This is a genomic window from Clostridium sp. Marseille-P2415, assembly GCF_900155545.1.
In the GTDB taxonomy this organism is placed as follows: domain Bacteria; phylum Bacillota; class Clostridia; order Lachnospirales; family Lachnospiraceae; genus Lacrimispora.
Window position 1 is genome coordinate 115,427 of the sequence record NZ_LT732526.1, and the last position, 17,935, is coordinate 133,361.

Annotated in this window: 17 protein-coding genes; 14 read left to right on the plus strand and 3 right to left on the minus strand. The window is 45.5% G+C overall.

Going from position 1 to position 17,935, the window contains the following annotated elements:
- The first annotated feature begins 34 nt into the window (after positions 1 to 34).
- On the plus strand, positions 35 to 1,171 hold the full coding sequence (locus BQ9856_RS05455) for a glycoside hydrolase family 88/105 protein (RefSeq protein ID WP_077610137.1): 1,137 nt from the start codon (positions 35 to 37) through the stop codon (positions 1,169 to 1,171).
- A 55-nt stretch (positions 1,172 to 1,226) separates the two neighbouring features.
- On the opposite strand, the gene BQ9856_RS05460 is transcribed toward BQ9856_RS05455, so the two are convergent.
- Positions 1,227 to 2,093: an AraC family transcriptional regulator gene (locus BQ9856_RS05460; RefSeq protein ID WP_077610138.1), complete on the minus strand. Its 867-nt coding sequence runs from the start codon at positions 2,091 to 2,093 to the stop codon at positions 1,227 to 1,229.
- A gap of 232 nt (positions 2,094 to 2,325) precedes the next feature.
- Between BQ9856_RS05460 and BQ9856_RS05465 the strand changes: the two genes are divergently transcribed.
- From BQ9856_RS05465 to BQ9856_RS05490, 6 genes are all read left to right on the plus strand, one after another.
- Positions 2,326 to 3,711, plus strand: a complete 1,386-nt coding sequence (locus BQ9856_RS05465) for an ABC transporter substrate-binding protein (protein ID WP_077610139.1) — start codon at positions 2,326 to 2,328, stop codon at positions 3,709 to 3,711.
- A 97-nt stretch (positions 3,712 to 3,808) separates the two neighbouring features.
- Positions 3,809 to 4,477, plus strand: coding sequence for a hypothetical protein (locus BQ9856_RS05470; protein WP_077610140.1), 669 nt, complete (start codon positions 3,809 to 3,811; stop codon positions 4,475 to 4,477).
- A gap of 5 nt (positions 4,478 to 4,482) precedes the next feature.
- Complete coding sequence (locus BQ9856_RS05475; protein WP_077610141.1) at positions 4,483 to 5,382, plus strand: carbohydrate ABC transporter permease; 900 nt, start codon at positions 4,483 to 4,485, stop codon at positions 5,380 to 5,382.
- A gap of 5 nt (positions 5,383 to 5,387) precedes the next feature.
- Entirely contained in the window at positions 5,388 to 6,239 is an 852-nt protein-coding gene (locus BQ9856_RS05480) for a carbohydrate ABC transporter permease (RefSeq protein ID WP_077610142.1), read from the plus strand.
- A 144-nt stretch (positions 6,240 to 6,383) separates the two neighbouring features.
- Entirely contained in the window at positions 6,384 to 7,937 is a 1,554-nt protein-coding gene (locus tag BQ9856_RS05485; RefSeq protein ID WP_077610143.1) for a glycoside hydrolase family 28 protein, read from the plus strand.
- A gap of 14 nt (positions 7,938 to 7,951) precedes the next feature.
- The gene (locus BQ9856_RS05490; RefSeq protein WP_077610144.1) at positions 7,952 to 8,782 is read left to right on the plus strand and encodes a sugar phosphate isomerase/epimerase family protein; all 831 of its coding nucleotides are present in this window, start codon (positions 7,952 to 7,954) and stop codon (positions 8,780 to 8,782) included.
- Positions 8,783 to 8,831: 49 nt separating this feature from the next.
- On the opposite strand, the gene BQ9856_RS05495 is transcribed toward BQ9856_RS05490, so the two are convergent.
- Entirely contained in the window at positions 8,832 to 10,322 is a 1,491-nt protein-coding gene (locus BQ9856_RS05495; protein WP_077610145.1) for a tagaturonate reductase, read from the minus strand.
- A 47-nt stretch (positions 10,323 to 10,369) separates the two neighbouring features.
- Positions 10,370 to 11,851, minus strand: a complete 1,482-nt coding sequence (locus tag BQ9856_RS05500; RefSeq protein WP_077610146.1) for a UxaA family hydrolase — start codon at positions 11,849 to 11,851, stop codon at positions 10,370 to 10,372.
- 290 nt (positions 11,852 to 12,141) lie between these two features.
- On the opposite strand from BQ9856_RS05500, the gene BQ9856_RS05505 reads away from it, so the two are divergent.
- The 7 genes from BQ9856_RS05505 to tnpA all read left to right on the plus strand — a co-directional run bounded on the left by BQ9856_RS05505 (position 12,142) and on the right by tnpA (position 17,831).
- Positions 12,142 to 13,149: a LacI family DNA-binding transcriptional regulator gene (locus BQ9856_RS05505; protein ID WP_077610147.1), complete on the plus strand. Its 1,008-nt coding sequence runs from the start codon at positions 12,142 to 12,144 to the stop codon at positions 13,147 to 13,149.
- 255 nt (positions 13,150 to 13,404) lie between these two features.
- Positions 13,405 to 13,761, plus strand: a complete 357-nt coding sequence (locus BQ9856_RS05510; protein ID WP_077610148.1) for a DUF6145 family protein — start codon at positions 13,405 to 13,407, stop codon at positions 13,759 to 13,761.
- Positions 13,758 to 14,726, plus strand: a complete 969-nt coding sequence (dusB, locus tag BQ9856_RS05515) for a tRNA dihydrouridine synthase DusB (protein ID WP_077610149.1) — start codon at positions 13,758 to 13,760, stop codon at positions 14,724 to 14,726. The genes BQ9856_RS05510 and dusB overlap by 4 nt, the downstream gene beginning before the upstream one ends.
- A gap of 111 nt (positions 14,727 to 14,837) precedes the next feature.
- On the plus strand, positions 14,838 to 15,320 hold the full coding sequence (gene greA, locus BQ9856_RS05520; RefSeq protein ID WP_077610150.1) for a transcription elongation factor GreA: 483 nt from the start codon (positions 14,838 to 14,840) through the stop codon (positions 15,318 to 15,320).
- 87 nt (positions 15,321 to 15,407) lie between these two features.
- Positions 15,408 to 16,874, plus strand: coding sequence for a lysine--tRNA ligase (lysS, locus tag BQ9856_RS05525; RefSeq protein ID WP_442855572.1), 1,467 nt, complete (start codon positions 15,408 to 15,410; stop codon positions 16,872 to 16,874).
- Positions 16,875 to 17,140: 266 nt separating this feature from the next.
- On the plus strand, positions 17,141 to 17,272 hold the full coding sequence (locus BQ9856_RS05530; RefSeq protein WP_077610152.1) for a helix-turn-helix domain-containing protein: 132 nt from the start codon (positions 17,141 to 17,143) through the stop codon (positions 17,270 to 17,272).
- A 130-nt stretch (positions 17,273 to 17,402) separates the two neighbouring features.
- Complete coding sequence (gene tnpA, locus BQ9856_RS05535) at positions 17,403 to 17,831, plus strand: IS200/IS605 family transposase (protein ID WP_077609580.1); 429 nt, start codon at positions 17,403 to 17,405, stop codon at positions 17,829 to 17,831.
- Positions 17,832 to 17,935: the final 104 nt, after the last annotated feature.

A 17,935-nucleotide genomic window follows, 5' to 3' on the forward strand; every position in this document is an offset into this window, starting at 1 on the left:
AAGACAGAGACAGGAAGCAAGGAGAGGAAAAAGCATGGATGTAATTGAAACGTATATCAATGAACTGATGGAAAAGAGCACGCCGGACCGGCCGGTATGGAACATTGAGAAGATTCTTCAGGGAGAGAAGGCCGGATGGAATTACATTGACGGCTGTATGATCAAGTCTGTTTTGGAAATGTACGCCATAACCGGGGATTTCAAATATCTGGAATTTGCTGACACATTTATCGATCACCGGGTGAGAGAGGATGGGACTATTGACGGCTATGACGTGGAAGAGCGGAACATTGATAATATCAATGCCGGAAAAACCCTGTTCGAGCTCTATGATCTGACCGGAAAGGAAAAGTACAGAAAAGCCATTGATCTGGTTTACAGCCAGATTGAGAGGATGCCGCGGACGAAAGAGGGAAACTTCTGGCATAAGAACATTTATCCGAACCAGGTATGGCTTGACGGTCTTTATATGTGCCAGCCATTTTACATGGAATATGAGACCCGGTTCAATAATAAGAAAAACTGCGGGGATATCTACAGCCAGTTTGCCAATGTGGGGAAGATTATGAAGGATACGGAAACAGGCCTTTACTACCATGCGTACGATTCCTCCAGAGAGATGTTCTGGTGTGATAAGGTGACCGGACTGTCCCAGAATTTCTGGCTGAGAGCTTTGGGCTGGTATTCCATGGCTCTTCTGGATACCATGGATAAATCGGATCAGTCAGATGCGGAAAGCTTAAAGCAGATGGAAGAAGCATTCCGCGATCTGATTGATTCCATGTTAAAATACCAGGATGAAAGCGGTATGTGGTATCAGGTGGTGAACTTAGGCGGCATGGACCGGAACTATCTGGAAACCAGCGGAAGCGCCATCTTCTCCTATGCCATTTTAAAGGGAGTTCGTCTGGGCTATCTTCCGGAAACCTACGCCCGGTATGGCAAAAAGGCCTTCCAGGGAATCTGCGATACCTATCTTCACATGGAAAAGGGCAATATGAGCCTTGGAGGAATCTGCCTGGTAGCCGGTCTTGGAGGCAAGGACAGGAGAAGCGGAACCTATGACTATTACATGTCAGAACCCATTGTAAAGGATGATGCCAAAGGGGTAGGGCCTTTCCTTCTCGCCTATACGGAAATGAGAAGGACCGGCTGGTCATATAACAAATAAGAAAACATATGGGGATTGCGGCGCCGGTTTATAGGGCTGCAATCCCCAAAACATTTTAGCTTAAGCTGTTCTGAGCATATTTCTTCGGTGAGATCCCCACTTTTTTTGTAAATGCTTTAAAAAAATTGCTGTAATCATTAAAACCGCACATGCTGTAAACTTCATTGACGCTGTAGCCGCCCGACAGGAGTGTCCGGGCCAGCTCGATGCGGCGGGAAGTTATGTAGGAATTGATGGTGGTGCCGGTGCCTTTTTTAAAAAGCCTGCAAAGGTAAGAGGTACTTAAATAAAAATGGGCCGCAATTTCCCCGATGCTTAACTGGGAGTCAATGTTGTGATGGATATAAGTAATGATATCAGCTACCTTACTGTTAAAATACTGTCTCTGTTCTTCCGATTCTGCCCCCCAAAAGGCCTCCGTGGACAGCTTTGTCATAAAAACCATGAATTCGGCGAAGGCAGAGCGTTCTTCCACATCCTGACCGAATCCTTCTTCTACAGCCAGCTTGTTAAAATAATAAGTGAAACGCCGCTGCTGTCCCTGGCTCAGAGCGATGCGGTGGGAAAATTTCTCCGGCCTGTGGGTAAAACAGTAGGTCAGATCCGTCTTCGGGGTGGAAATGCTTTCCAAATAGGATGGGTCTATAAATATGGCAAATCTTTCATGGGGGATGGAGGTATCCATCTGCAGCACCTGATGTTTTTCATATTGGTTGATCATGAATAAATTCCCCGGTTCTATCCTGTAATTTTTATCATCGATCAGAAATGTGCGCCCTCCGCTGATGGAAAAGTAAAATTCGTAGCAGCGGTGGCTGTGCATACTTAATATCCCGGATTCCTTATGGAGATGTGCAATGGAGAAGTAGTGGGAGGCCATGCAGTGGTCAATTCCGTCCGAATATGAGGTAAGTACTTTCATAAATCGTAATCTCCTTGGCTAATTTTACTAAAATCATACCATATGATGTCAGTATTTGCAATGTTTTGTGCTGTATTTGAAATGAATTATCAAGGGATAGGTGCTATAATAAAGAAAAAGCACAGTGTAAGCGCTTACGCAAATGTGTAGAATATTGTCGAAAAAGTGAAAATACTTACATAGGGCTTTTAAGAACTCAGTTATGAGGGATAAGAAAAAAGGAGAGAGAAATATGAGAAAAATCAAACAGTGGACAGCGATGGGGTTAGCGGCTGTTATGGCAATGTCTTTAAGTGCTTGCGGCGGAAGCAAAAGCGCCAGCAGTGAGACAACTTCTGCAGCAGCAGGTGAGACGACTTCTGCAGCGGCAGGTGAGACGACAAAAGCTGCAGCCACTACTTCCGGAGAGCCGGTAGAGCTTAGGTTTTCCTGGTGGGGCGGCGATTCCAGACATGCTGCGACCGAAGAAGCGATCAAAGCATTTGAAGCGAAATATCCGAACATAACGGTAACTCCCGAGTATGGCGCGTGGACCGGCTGGGAAGAGAAGCAGTCCTTAAATATTGTAGGCGGAAACGCTGCAGACGTAATGCAGATCAACTGGAACTGGATCGAATCCTACAGCCAGGGCGGAACGTCTTTTGCAAATCTGGAAGATTACTCCGATGCTCTTGACTTAACACAGTTTTCACCGGAAAGCCTTGATCTCTGCAAGGTTGATAATAAATTGATGGCTGTTCCGATTTCCTTAACAGGACGTCTGTTCTACTGGAACAAGACAGCATTTGATGAGGTTGGATGCGACATTCCTACGGACCTTGATTCTCTGTATGCGGCAGGTGAAGCGTTTAAGGCAAAGGATCCTGATATGTATCCGTTGGCACTTGGTGAATATGACCGCATGATCTTAATGGTATATTATCTGGAATCCAAGTACGGCAAGAACTGGGTCGAGGATGGCCAGGTTAATTATACGGAAGATGAAGTCAAAGACGGCATGGATTTCATCACCGGATTGGAAACAAAGCATGTCATTCCTAAACTGGCAACCATCCAGGGGGATATGGCTGATTCCCTTGACAAGAACGCAAAATGGATCGATGGAAAGTACGCAGGTATCTTTGAGTGGGATTCCTCCGCTTCTAAGTTCAAGAGCGCACTGGAAGGCAGCGTAAACAAGCCGGGTCAGGAATTCGTAGTCGGCGAGTTCGTTAAAATGGGCAATAATGACGGAGGCTTCACAAAAATTTCCATGGCATATGCAGTTGCCGGTAATTCCAAGCATCCAAAGGAAGCAGCTATGCTGATCAACTTCCTGTTAAATGAAGAGGAAGGCGTTAAGATCATCTCCACGGAGAGAGGAATTCCCTGCTCTGCAGAGGGCTTAAAGATTCTTGAGGACAACAAACTTGGCGATTCTCTGACCATCGAGGCTAACACAAAGGTTATGAACTACAGCAAATTCAGCCTGGACAGCAAGTTTGAGCACAACGACTTAAAGGCTAACCCAGACGGTGTTTACTATAAGGTATTTGGTAAATTAAGTTCAGGAGAAATTGATTCCAAGCAGGCAGCAAGCGAGCTGATTAAGGGCATTACCGAGACTCTTGAGGGCTGATAAGGAATTTAAGACAGTTTGAATAAGTGATACATATTTCATACGAGCCGCCATAGATATATGGCGGCTCCCATAAAGAAAAGGGCAGACAAAAGTCATGGAATGCAGAAATGAGACATGGAAACCATACCAGCTGACGGGAGCAATACAGATGTATGAGGCTACCGGAAAAGAGGTCTACCGGGATTTTGTAATGACCCGCTTAAACAGGCTGGAAGCCCCGGAAGGGACGGCAGAAAGTCTGCCGATACAGGATGATCCGGCTTATTTTTTTGCTTTGGATCAGACAGGAAATGAGAAATACAGACAGAAGATTGAATCACTGATCGGTCAGAATGATTGGACATTGGATTTTATGCCGTTTGTAACGGCTTACGAGACAAGGTATAAAAGAAAAGAACATTACAATGAGATTGTGGCTTTGTTTCGGGAGAAAGAGCGGTTTACAGGAAGTGACCTGGTCTCTCTCATAGAAACAATCGGTCAGATGTCAGAAGAAATCTATGAATATTACAGGGAACTAAGGGATTTGTTTAAGGCTGTACTCAAGGAGAGGATGAATGAACTCCCGGATTCTTCTGAAAACTTGGAAATCGGTTATTCCATCCTGAAGGCATGTAATATGGGCGTGCTTCAAACGGAGAAATACAGCGATTTCGGGGAACTTGTATGGAAAACTATCGCGGGGAACGATAAAGATACATGCGCGGGCTTACAGGAAATGCTCAGAGCGCAATATACAATACTTAGAAAACAGGAGGTATAAGCAGTATGAAGTCAAAGGGTATCCGTAAGGTCCTGGCAGACAATGCAGGGTTCTTTTTCATCTTACCATGGCTGGTTGGATTTATACTTTTCAAAGTTTATCCGTTCGCCTCTTCACTGTACTATAGCTTTACGAACTATGACCTGTTTAACGGCGTTTCAAAGACAGGTATCATGAACTATAATAAGATTTTCACAGATTCCGATATTACAAAAGCGTTTCTTGTTACCTTTAAATATGCAATTTTTGATGTTCCGTTAAAGCTGACGTTTGCATTGTTCATCGCATACATACTGAACTTCAAATTAAAAGGTGTTAATTTCTTCCGGACCGCATATTACATCCCGTCTATTCTGGGCGGATCCATTGCGATCGCGATCCTGTGGAGAGCCGTATTTAATACGGATGGCCTGATTAATACAGTTCTGGGCGTTTTCGGTGCGGAAAAGATCAACTGGATGGCAAGCGCGGGCGGCGCACTGACCGTTATCGTACTCTTAAGAGTATGGCAGTTCGGTTCTGCTATGGTAATTTTCCTTGCGGCCTTAAAGGGTGTTTCCGAGGATTTATACGAAGCGGCTTCCATAGACGGAGCTGGAAAGTGGACACAGTTCTTCAAAATCACCGTTCCTTTAATTACGCCGGTTATTTTCTATAACCTGATTACACAGTTATGCCAGGCGTTCCAGGAATTCAACGGGCCATTCCTTGTAACAAAGGGAGGACCAAACGGGGCGACCACTTTAATCTCCATTTTAATTTACAACAACGCGTTCTTACGTCATAAGATGGGTATGGCAAGTGCACAGGCCTGGATTCTGTTCCTCATTGTCATGACTTTTACGGCAGTAGCGTTTGTAAGCCAGAAGAAATGGGTTTACTATTCAGATGAGGACGGGAGGTAGATGACATGACGAAAGAGACTAAAAGAAAGATCAGCACAATAATCCGCTATGCATTACTGGTTTTTGTCGGCTTCATTATGGTATACCCGTTGATCTGGATGGTGGGTGCTACCTTTAAGACGAACTCGGAGATTTTTACCAGCGCGTGGTTCTGGCCCCAAAAGCCTGTAACCGACGGTTATGCCAATGCATTTGTAGATTACGGCGGAAAGATCAACCTGATCAAATCCATGCTGAATACCTATAAAATCGTTGTACCAAAGGTTATTTTCACAGTAGTATCTGCGACCCTTACCGCTTACGGTTTCGGCCGGTTTGAATTCAAGGGAAAAGGAATCCTGTTCTCTCTTATGATTTCCACCCTGTTCCTGCCCCAGGTCGTACTCAATGCACCCCAGTACATCATGTTCAATCAGTGGGGCTGGACCAATTCCTACTTACCGCTGGTGATTCCTTCCCTGTTCGCAGGTGATACCTATTTCTTATTCATGCTGGTACAGTTCTTAAGAGGTGTGCCGAAGGAACTGGAAGAAGCCGCCAAGATTGATGGCTGCAATTCCATTAAAACGTTATGGTATGTAATTGTTCCCATGTTAAAGCCATCGCTGGTATCCGTTGCACTGTTCCAGTTCATGTGGACTTCCAACGACTTTATGGGACCACTTATTTACATTTCCGATATGCCGAAGTATACAAACTCCATATACTTGCGTATGTCCATGGATGGGGATGTCGGATTCCAGTGGAACCGGATTCTGGCGATGTCCTTAATCTCCATTATTCCTTCCCTGATTGTATTCTTCTGTGCACAGGATGCTTTCATTGACGGTATCGCAGCCGGAGGCGTTAAGGGATAACTGAAAAAAACGGGCGTGGTATCCAATTGCTGCGCCCTTTTTAAATATTTAAGAAGCGGTTTTTTAACTGAATCAAGTAGCCAAGCGGATTGCGAATATCCGCTTTGACACGGGGAAAATTTAGCAGGTGAGGTTAGAATCAGAATGGAATTAAGAGTTGTTTTAAAGACGGCACGGTCCGTAACTGTGGAGACGGTAACAGAGCAGATTTATGAATTTGAAACGCCGGGAAAGATTCTGGTAAACGGGAAAGCTTTTGGAGAGACAAAACGGGTTGTATTTACTTTGTTTGACTTAAAGCCTGATATGGATTATAATATTTCTCTGGAAAGAAATGGAGAAAAGGCGGAGACCAGTTTCCATACTGACTATGAATTTGTAACATTAAATGTTAAAGATATCGGCGCAAAGGGCGATGGAGTCCAGAATGATACATCCTTTATCCAGGCGGCTGTCATGGCTTGCCCGGAGGGCGGGCGGGTACTGATTCCAAAAGGAACGTACCGGATAACCAGCCTGTTTTTAAAGAGCCATTTAAGGCTCGAGCTGGCTGAGGGAGCGGAGCTTCTGGCGGACACAGACCGGTATAATTTCCCGAGATTTCCCGGAATGATCGAGAGCTATGATGAAAAAGAGGATTACAATCTGGGTACCTGGGAGGGGAATCCCCTTCCCATGTTTGCAGGGATCATAACCGGGATCGATGTAGAGGATGTGGTGATTTATGGCCGGGGTTTGATTAACGGACAGGCTTCCTTTGAGAACTGGTGGGACAATGTCCGCCAGGTGAAGGTCGCCTTCCGCCCACGCATGGTATTTTTAGAGAGATGTAAAAATGTGGCCCTTCAGGGCTTTTCCTTAAAAAACAGCCCCACCTGGGTGCTTCATCCGTATTTCAGCCGGGATTTAAAATTCCTTAATCTGGATATTAAGAATCCGGCAGATTCTCCCAATACCGATGGTTTGGATCCGGAATCCTGTAAGGATGTGGAAATACTGGGCCTGCATTTTTCTTTGGGCGATGACTGCATTGCAATCAAATCCGGAAAAATCTACATGGGACGCAGGTATCAGACGCCCTCTGAAAACATCGTGATCCGCCAGTGCCTGATGGAAAACGGCCATGGAGCTGTTACCGTGGGAAGCGAAGTGGGGGCTGGTGTTAAGAACATCCACGTAGAACGCTGCCTGTTCCGCAATACGGACAGAGGCCTTCGGATCAAGACAAGAAGAGGCCGTGGAAAGGACTCCGTGCTTTCCGGGATTTATTTTGACCATATCCACATGGATCATGTCATGACGCCATTTGTTGTAAACAGCTTTTATTTCTGTGATCCGGATGGAAAATCCGATTATGTACAGTGCCGTGAGGCTCTTCCTGTGGATGAGCGGACTCCTGAGATCAACAGGCTGTATTTCACCAACATCAAAGCGGAAAACTGTCATGTGGCGGCTTCTTTCCTTTATGGGCTTCCGGAAAAGAAAATTGAGCGCATTGAATTCAAAAACGTTGATATTTCCTTTGCAGATAAGGCAAAAGCAGGAGCGCCTGCCATGCTGAGCGGAGTAGGGGAGTGCACGAAAAAGGGCTTTCTGATCAATAACGTGGATACTCTTATCTGTGATAATGTAAAGATTTCCGGCCAGGAAGGAGAGGCCTTTGAACTGAACAACATCAATCATTATGAAGTGAGATAAAGGAGGAGTTTATTATGCAGATCGGAATCCGGTTACACGATGCCGCGCCCGGAACCCTGGAGGAGCGGGTGAAAATTGTCCATGAGCAGGGATTTACCTGTGTTCATCTGGCCCTTACAAAGACAGTGAAAGAACATTCTGTGGAAAATTCTGCGTTAACGCCGGGCTATGCCTCATATTTACGTAAGAAGTTTGCTGATAGTGATGTAGATATTGCAGTCCTGGGCTGCTATTTGAATCTGGCCCATCCGGACCCGGAAGAAATCAAGAAGATCCAGGAGCGTTATTTCGCCCACCTGCGTTTTGCTTCTATTTTAGGCTGCAGCGTGGTCGGAACCGAGACTGGCGCACCCAATGCGGAATACCGTTATGAACCGGCCTGCCATACTGAGGAAGCGCTTCAGACCTTTATTACGAACCTGCGTCCGGTTGTGGAATGTGCGGAAAAATTCGGTGTGATTATGGCCATTGAGCCGGTATGGAGTCACATTGTATATAACTCCAAACAGGCGTTAAAGGTGATTAAAGCGATCGATTCGCCTAATTTAAGAATTATCCTGGATCCGGTAAATCTTCTGTCCGTGGAAAACAGTGTGCATTATGAAAAAGTTATTGCAGAAGCCATTGAGGATTTAGGCAGGTATACGGATGTTCTTCACATGAAGGATTTTGTGATTGAAGGGGACCGGGTCGTTTCCAGTGCTCCAGGGACCGGTGTTATGAAGTATGATATGATTCTGGATTTTGTAAAAAAGGAAAAGCCCTATATCCAGATGACCATTGAGGACAGTAAGCCGGATAATGCGGAGTGGTCAAGAAAGTTTCTTGAAAATTATAATAGGTGATAAAAAGGGAGCCCGCTTATTTTTCAAAGCGGACTCCTTTTTTAAGTATTTAATTTAAGCATTCCTTCATGACTTCATATGCGCCTTTTTCTTTAATGGCTTTTAAATATCCGGTAACTGCTTCTTCAAATCCGGCAATTTTACTTAAATCCTCACCCCAGAAATCAACATTGGTGCAGACCGCATGGGCAAGGGAAGCCGCATCGTCATCCTTGTGGTCATAGAAGAACTGAAGAATCGGCTTATCATCCTTAACGGTGTACTCATCACCTGCAGGGCGTGCCGCAACAAGGCCGTCATCCGTAAGGTTCATTCCGTTGTAGAATGCGATGTAGAAAGCAAAGGATGCTGTTATGCACTTTGGAAGAGTGCCGGTTTTTTCTACATAGCCCTTAAAGGAAGGCATAACGCGGGCTTTCCACTTGGAGGTGGAATTAAGAGAAATGGACAACAGGGCATGATCAATAAATGGGTTTTTGAAACGTTCGGTTACAGAAGCTGCAAAACTCATTAATTCTTCCTTTGGAAGAGTTAAAGTGGGGATGATCTCATCGTAAATGGTCTGATTCATGAAGCCGCAGATCACTTCATCATCCATGCAGTTGCGGACAATATCCTGTCCGGCAAGGTAAGCACCCAACACAAAGGAGGTATGGGCGCCGTTTAAAATGCGGACTTTTCTCTGCTTATAGGGCTTGTGGTCGTTACAGATCAAAACAGGAAGGCCAGCTTCTTCAAACGGAAGCTCCTTCTTTAAGCTTTCCGGCCCTTCAATCACCCAGAAGCCGAAGATTTCGCCGGTGTCGATGATGTTATCCTGATAACCCAGTTCTTCACAGATGGCAGCGGCTTCATTTCTTGGATATCCGGTAACGATACGGTCTACCAGAGTGGAGCAGAAGATGTTCTCCGCTTTGATCCAGTTAATGAACTCCCCGCCTAAGTTCCATTGTTCTGCGTATTTTAAAACGCATTTCTCCAGCTCTTTTCCGTTGTTATCGATCAGCTCGCAGGAGAGGATGACAAAGCCCTTGCCGGCTTCCTTTCCGAACTTTTCAAACCTTCTGTACAGGAACTGAGTCAGTTTTCCAGGGTAGCTGTCAGCCGGAACATCCGTAAAACGGCAGGAAGGATCGTATGTAATACCTGCTTCGGTGGTGTTGCAGGCAATGTAACGAAGGTCAGGATTGTCTGCGCAGGTTAATACGGTCTCATAATCCTTATAAGGATTTAAGCATCTGCTTACACAGGAGATCACCCGCTTTGCATTCACCTTCTTACCATTTTCGAAACCGCGGAGGAAAAGGGTATAAAGCCCATCCTGTTCGTTGATCATATCCGCAAGACCCGGTGCAATGGGCTGGCATAAAACGACCTTAGAATTGAATCCGGTTTTTTCATTCAGAACATCGATAAAATAATCCACAAATGCCCTTAAGAAGTTTCCTTCGCCGAACTGCAATACGCGTTCCGGAGCCTCCTTTAAAAGATATCCGTCAAACCCAAGCTTTTCCAGTGTTTCATAACATAACTTTTCCATTGAATTTATCTCCTTTTTTCTTCTATATGATGTGATCGGAAGCAAAATTATAAGGTCACGCCCTGTTTAAAGATAGCCATGTCGTGGAAGCCTGCTTCCTCAGATTTTACCTTTTTGCCGGAAGCTGCCTCGATTACAAAATCAAAGAATTTATTTTTAAGAGTATCCATATCCGTATCCTCTACCAGTACACCGCAGTTAAAATCGATCCAGTTGTTCTTTTTCGTGCTTAATGCGGTGTTGGTGGAAATCTTCATGGTAGGCACCGGACATGCGAACGGGGTTCCGCGGCCAGTGGTAAACAGGACGATGTGGGCACCGGAAGCGGCCAGTGCTGTGGAGGCCACTAAGTCGTTACCGGGAGCGCTTAAGAGATTTAAGCCCTTGGTACGTACCGGTTCCCCGTATTTTAATACATCCATGACCGGAGCGCTGCCGGATTTCTGGACACAGCCCAGAGATTTGTCCTCTAATGTGGAGATACCGCCCTTTTTATTGCCTGGGGAGGGATTATCGTAAATAATCTGGTTATGGCTGGTAAAATAGTTCTTGAAATCATTGATTAAGTCCACTGTTTTTTCAAAGGTTTCTTCATTCTGACAGCGGTTCATAAGGAGAGTTTCCGCACCGAACATCTCAGGAACTTCTGTAAGAATGGTGGTTCCGCCTTTGGAAACCAGCATATCGGAGAATGCTCCTACCGTAGGATTGGCTGTGATTCCGGATAAACCGTCGGAACCGCCGCATTTCATGCCGATGATGAGTTCGCTGCAACTTATGGGCTCTCTCTTGAACGTACCTGCATACTCAGCCAGCTGTCCGATGAGCTCCATGGCATCGGCCATCTCATCCTCGGACTCCTGAGCCACCAGGAATTTTACCCTGCGTTCATCGTAATCGCCGATATAGCGTTTCAGTTCCGTGATGTTGCTGTTTTCGCAGCCTAGCCCCAGGACCAGTACGCCGCCTGCGTTGGGATGGTTGATTAAATCAGCCAGAATGGTTCTGGTATATTCCTGGTCATCGCCCATCTGGGAACACCCATAGGGATGGGGGAATGCGGCAACTTCATCGATGGTACCGTCTGCGTATTTCTTTGCCATGCGTTCCAGTGCAGTGGCTATATTGTTGACACAGCCAACGGTAGGAATGATCCAGATTTCATTGCGTACGCCCACTTTTCCGTCTGGTCTGCGGAAACCGTGAAAGAAACGTTCTTCGGTCGGGGCAACTGCTGTTTCCTGTTTTTCATAAGTATAAGTCAGTAGATCCCCCAAACCTGTTTTTAAATTATGCGTGTGAATCCAGGCCCCTGTCTTAATATTTTCCTTTGCCATGCCAATGGCACAGCCGTATTTGATGACGGATGAGCCGGCAGGTATATCGGTGAGGGCAAACTTGTGGCCCTGTGGGATGTCTTCCAGGAGCGTAACGGTATTTCCGTTTATTTCTGCGGCAGTACCGGAAGCGAGCGGTTTTAATGCAACTGCAACGTTATCTCCGGAATGAATTTTGATAAAATCCTGCATAAGCTTCCTTTCCTTTCTTAGTACCAGTTTTCAATAGATCCATGCAATGTAAGTACTTACATAAAACATACACTATTTTTTGGCCTTCGTCAATAGGGAAAGGAAAAAGAAAGGTTTTTCTTTTAATTTAAGCGCAATACTGTAAGAAAGGGAAATACTTTTCCCATGGATAAAATGAGCGATAACAGTTGCTTTATAGAAAATTATCCTGTATAATGAATCGAGAAAAGTGTAAGCGCTTACGCTTCCTTTCAGGTGCAGAAAATTGATGATGTAAGAGGGACTACCAGATGAACATTTATGATATTGCAGAACTTGCAGGAGTTTCCATCGCTACCGTGTCACGGGTGGTGAACGACAGCCCCCGTGTAAGTGAGAAAACAAAACAGAAGGTCAGGGCGATCATGGAGGAGAACGGCTATACGCCCAATGTATTTGCCAGGGGCTTAGGGCTTGATTCCATGAAAACCATCGGGATTTTGTGTCCGGATGTATCAGATGCCTATATGGCCGCAGCGGTAGCCCATTTAGAAAGCCGCATGCACGAGCATGGTTACGACTGCATTTTGTGCTGCAGTGGATTTGAACAGTCCATTAAGGAAAAATATGTCAGCCTTCTGCTTGCGAAGCGGATCGATGCGCTCATTATGGTTGGTTCCACTTATGCCGGGACAGGGGAAGAGGACAATAAGATCCAATATGTCCGTGATGCGGCTAAGCAGGTTCCGGTGTTTCTGATCAATGGCTATTTGGACAATGAAAATGTATACTGCGCTTATGGAGATGATCATCAGGCAACCTACGATGTGACCAGCCAGATGATTGAGACAGGACGGCGGAGAATCCTGTTTCTCTGTGACTCTCATTCCTACAGCGCGACCCAGAAGCTGGCCGGTTATGAATCCGCTTTAAAAGACCATGGGCTTCCGGTGCTGGGAGATTTAAAGCTTTATGTAAAGAACAGGATCCATACGGTAAGGGATATCCTGCTGGAGCGCCGCGATTTAAGCTTTGACAGCGTGGTCGCCACCGATGACGGCCTTGCCGTAGGGGCGATCAAGTATGCGAATTCAAAGCTTTTAAAGATCCCGGAGGATTTGTGCATTACCGGCTTTAATAATTCTACCCTGTCGATCTGCAGCGATCCCGAGCTTTCTTCGATCGATAATAAGGTTGAGGAACTGTGCAATATCACCATTGACAATATGATGAAGATACTTCACGGAGAAGGAACGGAGGTCAACAGGAATAACCGGATCCCATGCCGGCTGATGAAGCGGTGTACCACTGATTTTTGACCTATTGTCATTTCTTTCCGTGTATGCTACAATAGAAAGCCAGTAAAATATATGGGAGTGTCCTGCGGGTATACCTTTACGCCCAATAAAGCGGGGCGGGCTCTGCCCAAAAAGCATGGGCAATAATGTGGAAACACCCTGCGGGTATACCTTTATGCCCAAAAAGCATGGGCAATAATGTGGAAACACCCTGCGGGTATACCTTTATGCCCCAAAAGCATGGGCAGTAATGTGGAAAGAGCGGTGTCAGGATAGATGGAGCATGATGGAGACAATGTGGTGCTGTGCGGCGCCAATTCCTATGAACAGAAATATTACTTTAATCAGCAATTCTCAAGTCTCCCGGAGAGCATCAAACAGGAGCTTCAGGTCATGTGTGTACTTTACACCGAAGATGTGGGCGGAATCCTTGTTCTGGAATATGATGGGGATGGAAACCTGGAATTTAAAGTGACATCGGCGGAAGGGGATTATCTGTTTGATGAGATTGGAAGCGTGTTAAAGATCAAACAATACCGGAAGGAAAAGAGGGAGCTTATGGAAGCTCTGGAAATGTATTACCGGGTGTTTTATCTTGGAGAAGAGCTGGAAGGCGGAGAAAGAGATACGTGAAGCTTAGAATTGGAAATGTGACGTTTGACAACAACCTGATACTGGCGCCGATGGCAGGGGTTACAGACCTGCCATTTCGTTTTCTCTGCAGGGAGCAGGGGTGTGGTATGGCAGTAACGGAGATGGTCAGCGCCAAAGCTGTTTTATATAAGAACAGAAATACAAAAGAACTTTTGGAAGTGGCAGATGGAGAGGGTCCGGTAAGCATTCAGCTTTTTGGTTCGGACCCGCAGATCATGGCGGATATTGCGGCCCAGGTGGAATCAGGTCCCTATGCTCTCATTGACGTGAACATGGGCTGTCCGGTGCCCAAGATTGTGAATAACGGCGAGGGCTCAGCGCTTATGAAGGATAGAAAGCTGGCGGAACGCATCCTGACGTCCATGGTGAAAGCAGTTAAAAAACCGGTGACCGTGAAATTCAGAAAGGGCTTTGCGGAGGAAGACTGCAGCGCAGTGGAATTTGCTAAAATGGCAGAAAGCTGCGGAGTGGCAGCAGTAGCCATACACGGAAGGACCAGAGAGCAGTATTATTCCGGGAAAGCGGACTGGGATATAATCCGGAAAGTAAAGGAAGCTGTTGTAATTCCGGTCATCGGCAACGGCGATGTGTTTGAACCGGCGGATGCAAAGGCAATGATGGATCAAACCGGCTGTGACGGGGTGATGATCGCCCGGGGTGCAAAGGGAAATCCGTGGATTTTTTCCAGGACCCTTCATTATCTGGAAACCGGAGAGCTTCCTCCGGGGCCGTCAGCGGCGGAGATCAGCAAGATGATAGTCCGCCACGGATATCTGCAGATGGAACACAAGGGAGAGGCGGTTGCCATGCGTGAGATGCGCAAACATATGGCATGGTATACAGCCGGACTTCCCCATTCCGCAAAGTTAAGAAATGACATCAATCAGATAGAAACAATGGACGGATTAAAACGGTTTGTGGAAGAGAGAATTGGAGCGTTTTAATTAAGGAAAAGAGTACAGAAAAGAGTGCTGTATTCTTGACATTTTCAGATGTTTACGCTATAATATCTGGAATGCGAATGAGCGAGTATGAAACCAGGAGGAATCAAAACCATGGTAGATAAGAAAAATATTTTAACCTATGAAGGTCTTAAGAAATACGAGGATGAGCTGCAGAATTTAAAGGTTGTTAAAAGGAAAGAAGTTGCCCAGAAGATCAAGGAAGCCAGGGAGCAGGGCGATTTATCCGAGAATGCTGAATATGATGCAGCAAAGGATGAGCAGAGGGACATTGAGCAGCGTATCGAAGAATTGGAAAAGCTTCTGAAAAACGCAGAGGTAGTCGTCGAGGATGAGATCGATTTAGATAAGATTAACATTGGCTGCAGGGTGAAGGTCTACGATATGGATGAAGACGAAGAAATGGAATTCAAGATTGTGGGTTCCACAGAGGCGAACAGCCTTCAGAATAAGATATCCAATGAATCCCCGGTAGGTCAGGCATTGATCGGCAAGAAGGTAGGAGATGTGGTAGACGTTGAGACGCAGTCAGGCGTGATCCAGTATAAGGTGCTGGAAATCCAGAGAGTATCTTAGGCACAGGCGAATCGAATTTCCTTAATATAGTTCACAAAGGAGTGTTAACAGGTGGCAGAACAGCAGAATCAAAACCAGAATCAGGTAATGGAAGAGGATCTTAACCATTTGCTGAAGGTTCGCCGCGAAAAGCTGGCAGAGCTTCAGGAAGCGGGAAAGGACCCGTTTAAGGTTACAAAGTACGATGTAAACGTACACAGCAGTGAGATTAAGGAACATTATGATGAGTGGGAAGGAAAGGAAGTATCCATTGCTGGACGTCTTATGTCCAAGCGTGTTATGGGGAAGGCCTCCTTTTGTAATGTACAGGATTTAAAGGGCAATATCCAGTCCTATATAGCCAGAGACAGCATCGGAGAAGAGGAATACAAAGAATTCAAGAAGCTGGATATCGGCGATATCGTAGGGATCAAAGGCACAGCATTTACGACGAAAACGGGAGAGATTTCGATTCATGGGACGAGCGTTCGCCTGCTTTCCAAGAGCCTTCAGATCCTGCCGGAGAAATTCCACGGTCTGACCAATACGGATCTTCGTTACAGACAGAGATATGTAGACCTGATCATGAACCCTGAGGTAAGGGATACTTTTGTCAAGCGTTCCCAGATCATTAAGGCGGTCCGTGACCATCTGGATGCCCAGGGCTTTATGGAGGTCGAGACTCCAATGCTGGTTGCCAATGCAGGCGGTGCGGCAGCGAGACCTTTTGAAACTCATTATAACGCCCTGGACGAGGACGTGAAGTTACGGATTTCCCTTGAGCTCTACTTAAAGAGACTGATTGTAGGCGGTCTGGAGAGGGTTTACGAAATCGGACGGGTTTTCCGTAATGAAGGTGTGGACACCCGCCATAACCCCGAGTTCACTTTAATGGAATTATACCAGGCTTATACCGATTACCACGGCATGATGGATCTGGTTGAGAATCTGTTCCGTTCTGTCGCATTAAAGGTGCTGGGAACAGCTGTTGTTACCTATGACGGTGTGGAGATCGATTTGTCCAAGCCATTTGAACGCATTACCATGGTAGATGCATTAAAGAAATATAAGGGCATTGACTTCACCACCATCCATACGGATGAGGAAGCCAGGGCTTTGGCGGATGAGTACCACATCGCTTATGAGGCACGCCATAAGAAGGGCGATATTTTAAGCATGCTTTTCGAGGAATTCGTGGAAGAGCATCTGATTCAGCCGACCTTTATTATGGATCATCCGGTCGAGATTTCTCCTCTTACCAAGAAAAAACCCGATGATCCGGATTATACGGAGCGTTTTGAGCTGTTTATTACAAAGCGAGAGATGGCCAATGCTTACTCCGAGTTAAACGATCCGCTGGATCAGATCGAGCGTTTTAAGGCTCAGGAAGCACTTCTTGCGGCAGGAGACGATGAGGCCAATTCCATGGATGATGATTTTGTAAATGCACTCATGATCGGTATGCCTCCGACCGGCGGGATCGGGATCGGGATCGACCGGTTTGTTATGCTGCTTACGGATTCTTATGCTATCAGGGATGTGCTTTTGTTTCCGACGATGAAAACGAAGGAATAAGCAATGCTCGCAAACCAGCATGATTACCGGTTTTTCAGGATTTTGGAAAAGGTATTCTACAACAAATTTACTACAAATGCGCTAAATGTGGATTTGAGAAATTGAAAATAATGAACGGAGACGAGCAGGCTGGTTACAAAAATACCAGCCTGCTCGTCTTATTTCGTTTGATTTTGGCGTGTGCAGAATTTGACATGAGTGTCGTTTTTTCTTATCTAAAAATATCGCATATGCTATGCTTCTATTTGTGAAGGAGGCGCTTTACAATGGAAATTCATGCTTTGATAAAGATGATCCGAAAGGATTTGGGACTATCCCAGAAAAAATTTGCTGAAAAGCTTCATATTAGTTTTTCTACTGTAAACCGTTGGGAAAACGGCCATGTGACGCCTAATTGAAAATACTAAACCCCCAGCTATGCTGGGGAGAATAGTGTAAGTGGAAACGGTGAGGATATAACGAAAAAGCCTCCTATGATAAAATGAGAATGGTGTCGCAAGCCAAACTCAAAAATAGGAGGCAGTCCCAATGGACAATAAAAGTTTATCACACAGTAGATGGAAATGCCAGTACCACATAGTATTTATTCCAAAGTATCGGAAAAAGCAACTATACGGACAAATAAAAGAAGATGTACGAGAAATACTTGGTACGCTATGCAAGTATAAAAATGTAGAAATAATAGCAGGAGCAGTATGCGTAGATCATGTACATTTAAGCTTAGCAATTCCGCCGAAGCTTAGTATATCAAGTTTCATGGGCTATTTGAAAGGAAAAAGTACGCTGATGATTTATGATAGACATCCAGAATTGCAGAGTAAGTGGAATAAAGCGTTTTGGTCGCGAGGATATTATGTAGAAACCATTGGTAATATAACCGATGAAGCAGTACAGAAATACATTAAAGAGCAAGCAGAAGAGTCGCGCAAGGAAGATATGAGAAGTACCGCTTTTTAGCGGACCAGTAAGGATGCTTGCGACACCGCCCTATTGGGCGAGCAGTAAGAAAGCCCTTATTAGGGCTAATATCAAACCACCAGTTGAACTGGTGGTTGCTGACT

Bases quoted from the DNA above. Each gene is read 5' to 3' on its own strand.
- BQ9856_RS05460 (WP_077610138.1), bottom strand. From the start codon at position 2,093: ATGAAAGTACTTACCTCATATTCGGACGGAATTGACCACTGCATGGCC.
- BQ9856_RS05510 (WP_077610148.1), top strand. From the start codon at position 13,405: ATGGAGCATGATGGAGACAATGTGGTGCTGTGCGGCGCCAATTCCTAT.
- BQ9856_RS05480 (WP_077610142.1), top strand. From the start codon at position 5,388: ATGACGAAAGAGACTAAAAGAAAGATCAGCACAATAATCCGCTATGCA.
- BQ9856_RS05455 (WP_077610137.1), top strand. From the start codon at position 35: ATGGATGTAATTGAAACGTATATCAATGAACTGATGGAAAAGAGCACG.
- BQ9856_RS05475 (WP_077610141.1), top strand. From the start codon at position 4,483: ATGAAGTCAAAGGGTATCCGTAAGGTCCTGGCAGACAATGCAGGGTTC.
- BQ9856_RS05485 (WP_077610143.1), top strand. From the start codon at position 6,384: ATGGAATTAAGAGTTGTTTTAAAGACGGCACGGTCCGTAACTGTGGAG.
- BQ9856_RS05495 (WP_077610145.1), bottom strand. From the start codon at position 10,322: ATGGAAAAGTTATGTTATGAAACACTGGAAAAGCTTGGGTTTGACGGA.
- BQ9856_RS05465 (WP_077610139.1), top strand. From the start codon at position 2,326: ATGAGAAAAATCAAACAGTGGACAGCGATGGGGTTAGCGGCTGTTATG.
- tnpA (WP_077609580.1), top strand. From the start codon at position 17,403: ATGGACAATAAAAGTTTATCACACAGTAGATGGAAATGCCAGTACCAC.
- BQ9856_RS05490 (WP_077610144.1), top strand. From the start codon at position 7,952: ATGCAGATCGGAATCCGGTTACACGATGCCGCGCCCGGAACCCTGGAG.
- greA (WP_077610150.1), top strand. From the start codon at position 14,838: ATGGTAGATAAGAAAAATATTTTAACCTATGAAGGTCTTAAGAAATAC.
- BQ9856_RS05470 (WP_077610140.1), top strand. From the start codon at position 3,809: ATGGAATGCAGAAATGAGACATGGAAACCATACCAGCTGACGGGAGCA.
- BQ9856_RS05500 (WP_077610146.1), bottom strand. From the start codon at position 11,851: ATGCAGGATTTTATCAAAATTCATTCCGGAGATAACGTTGCAGTTGCA.
- BQ9856_RS05505 (WP_077610147.1), top strand. From the start codon at position 12,142: ATGAACATTTATGATATTGCAGAACTTGCAGGAGTTTCCATCGCTACC.
- BQ9856_RS05530 (WP_077610152.1), top strand. From the start codon at position 17,141: ATGGAAATTCATGCTTTGATAAAGATGATCCGAAAGGATTTGGGACTA.
- lysS (WP_442855572.1), top strand. From the start codon at position 15,408: ATGGAAGAGGATCTTAACCATTTGCTGAAGGTTCGCCGCGAAAAGCTG.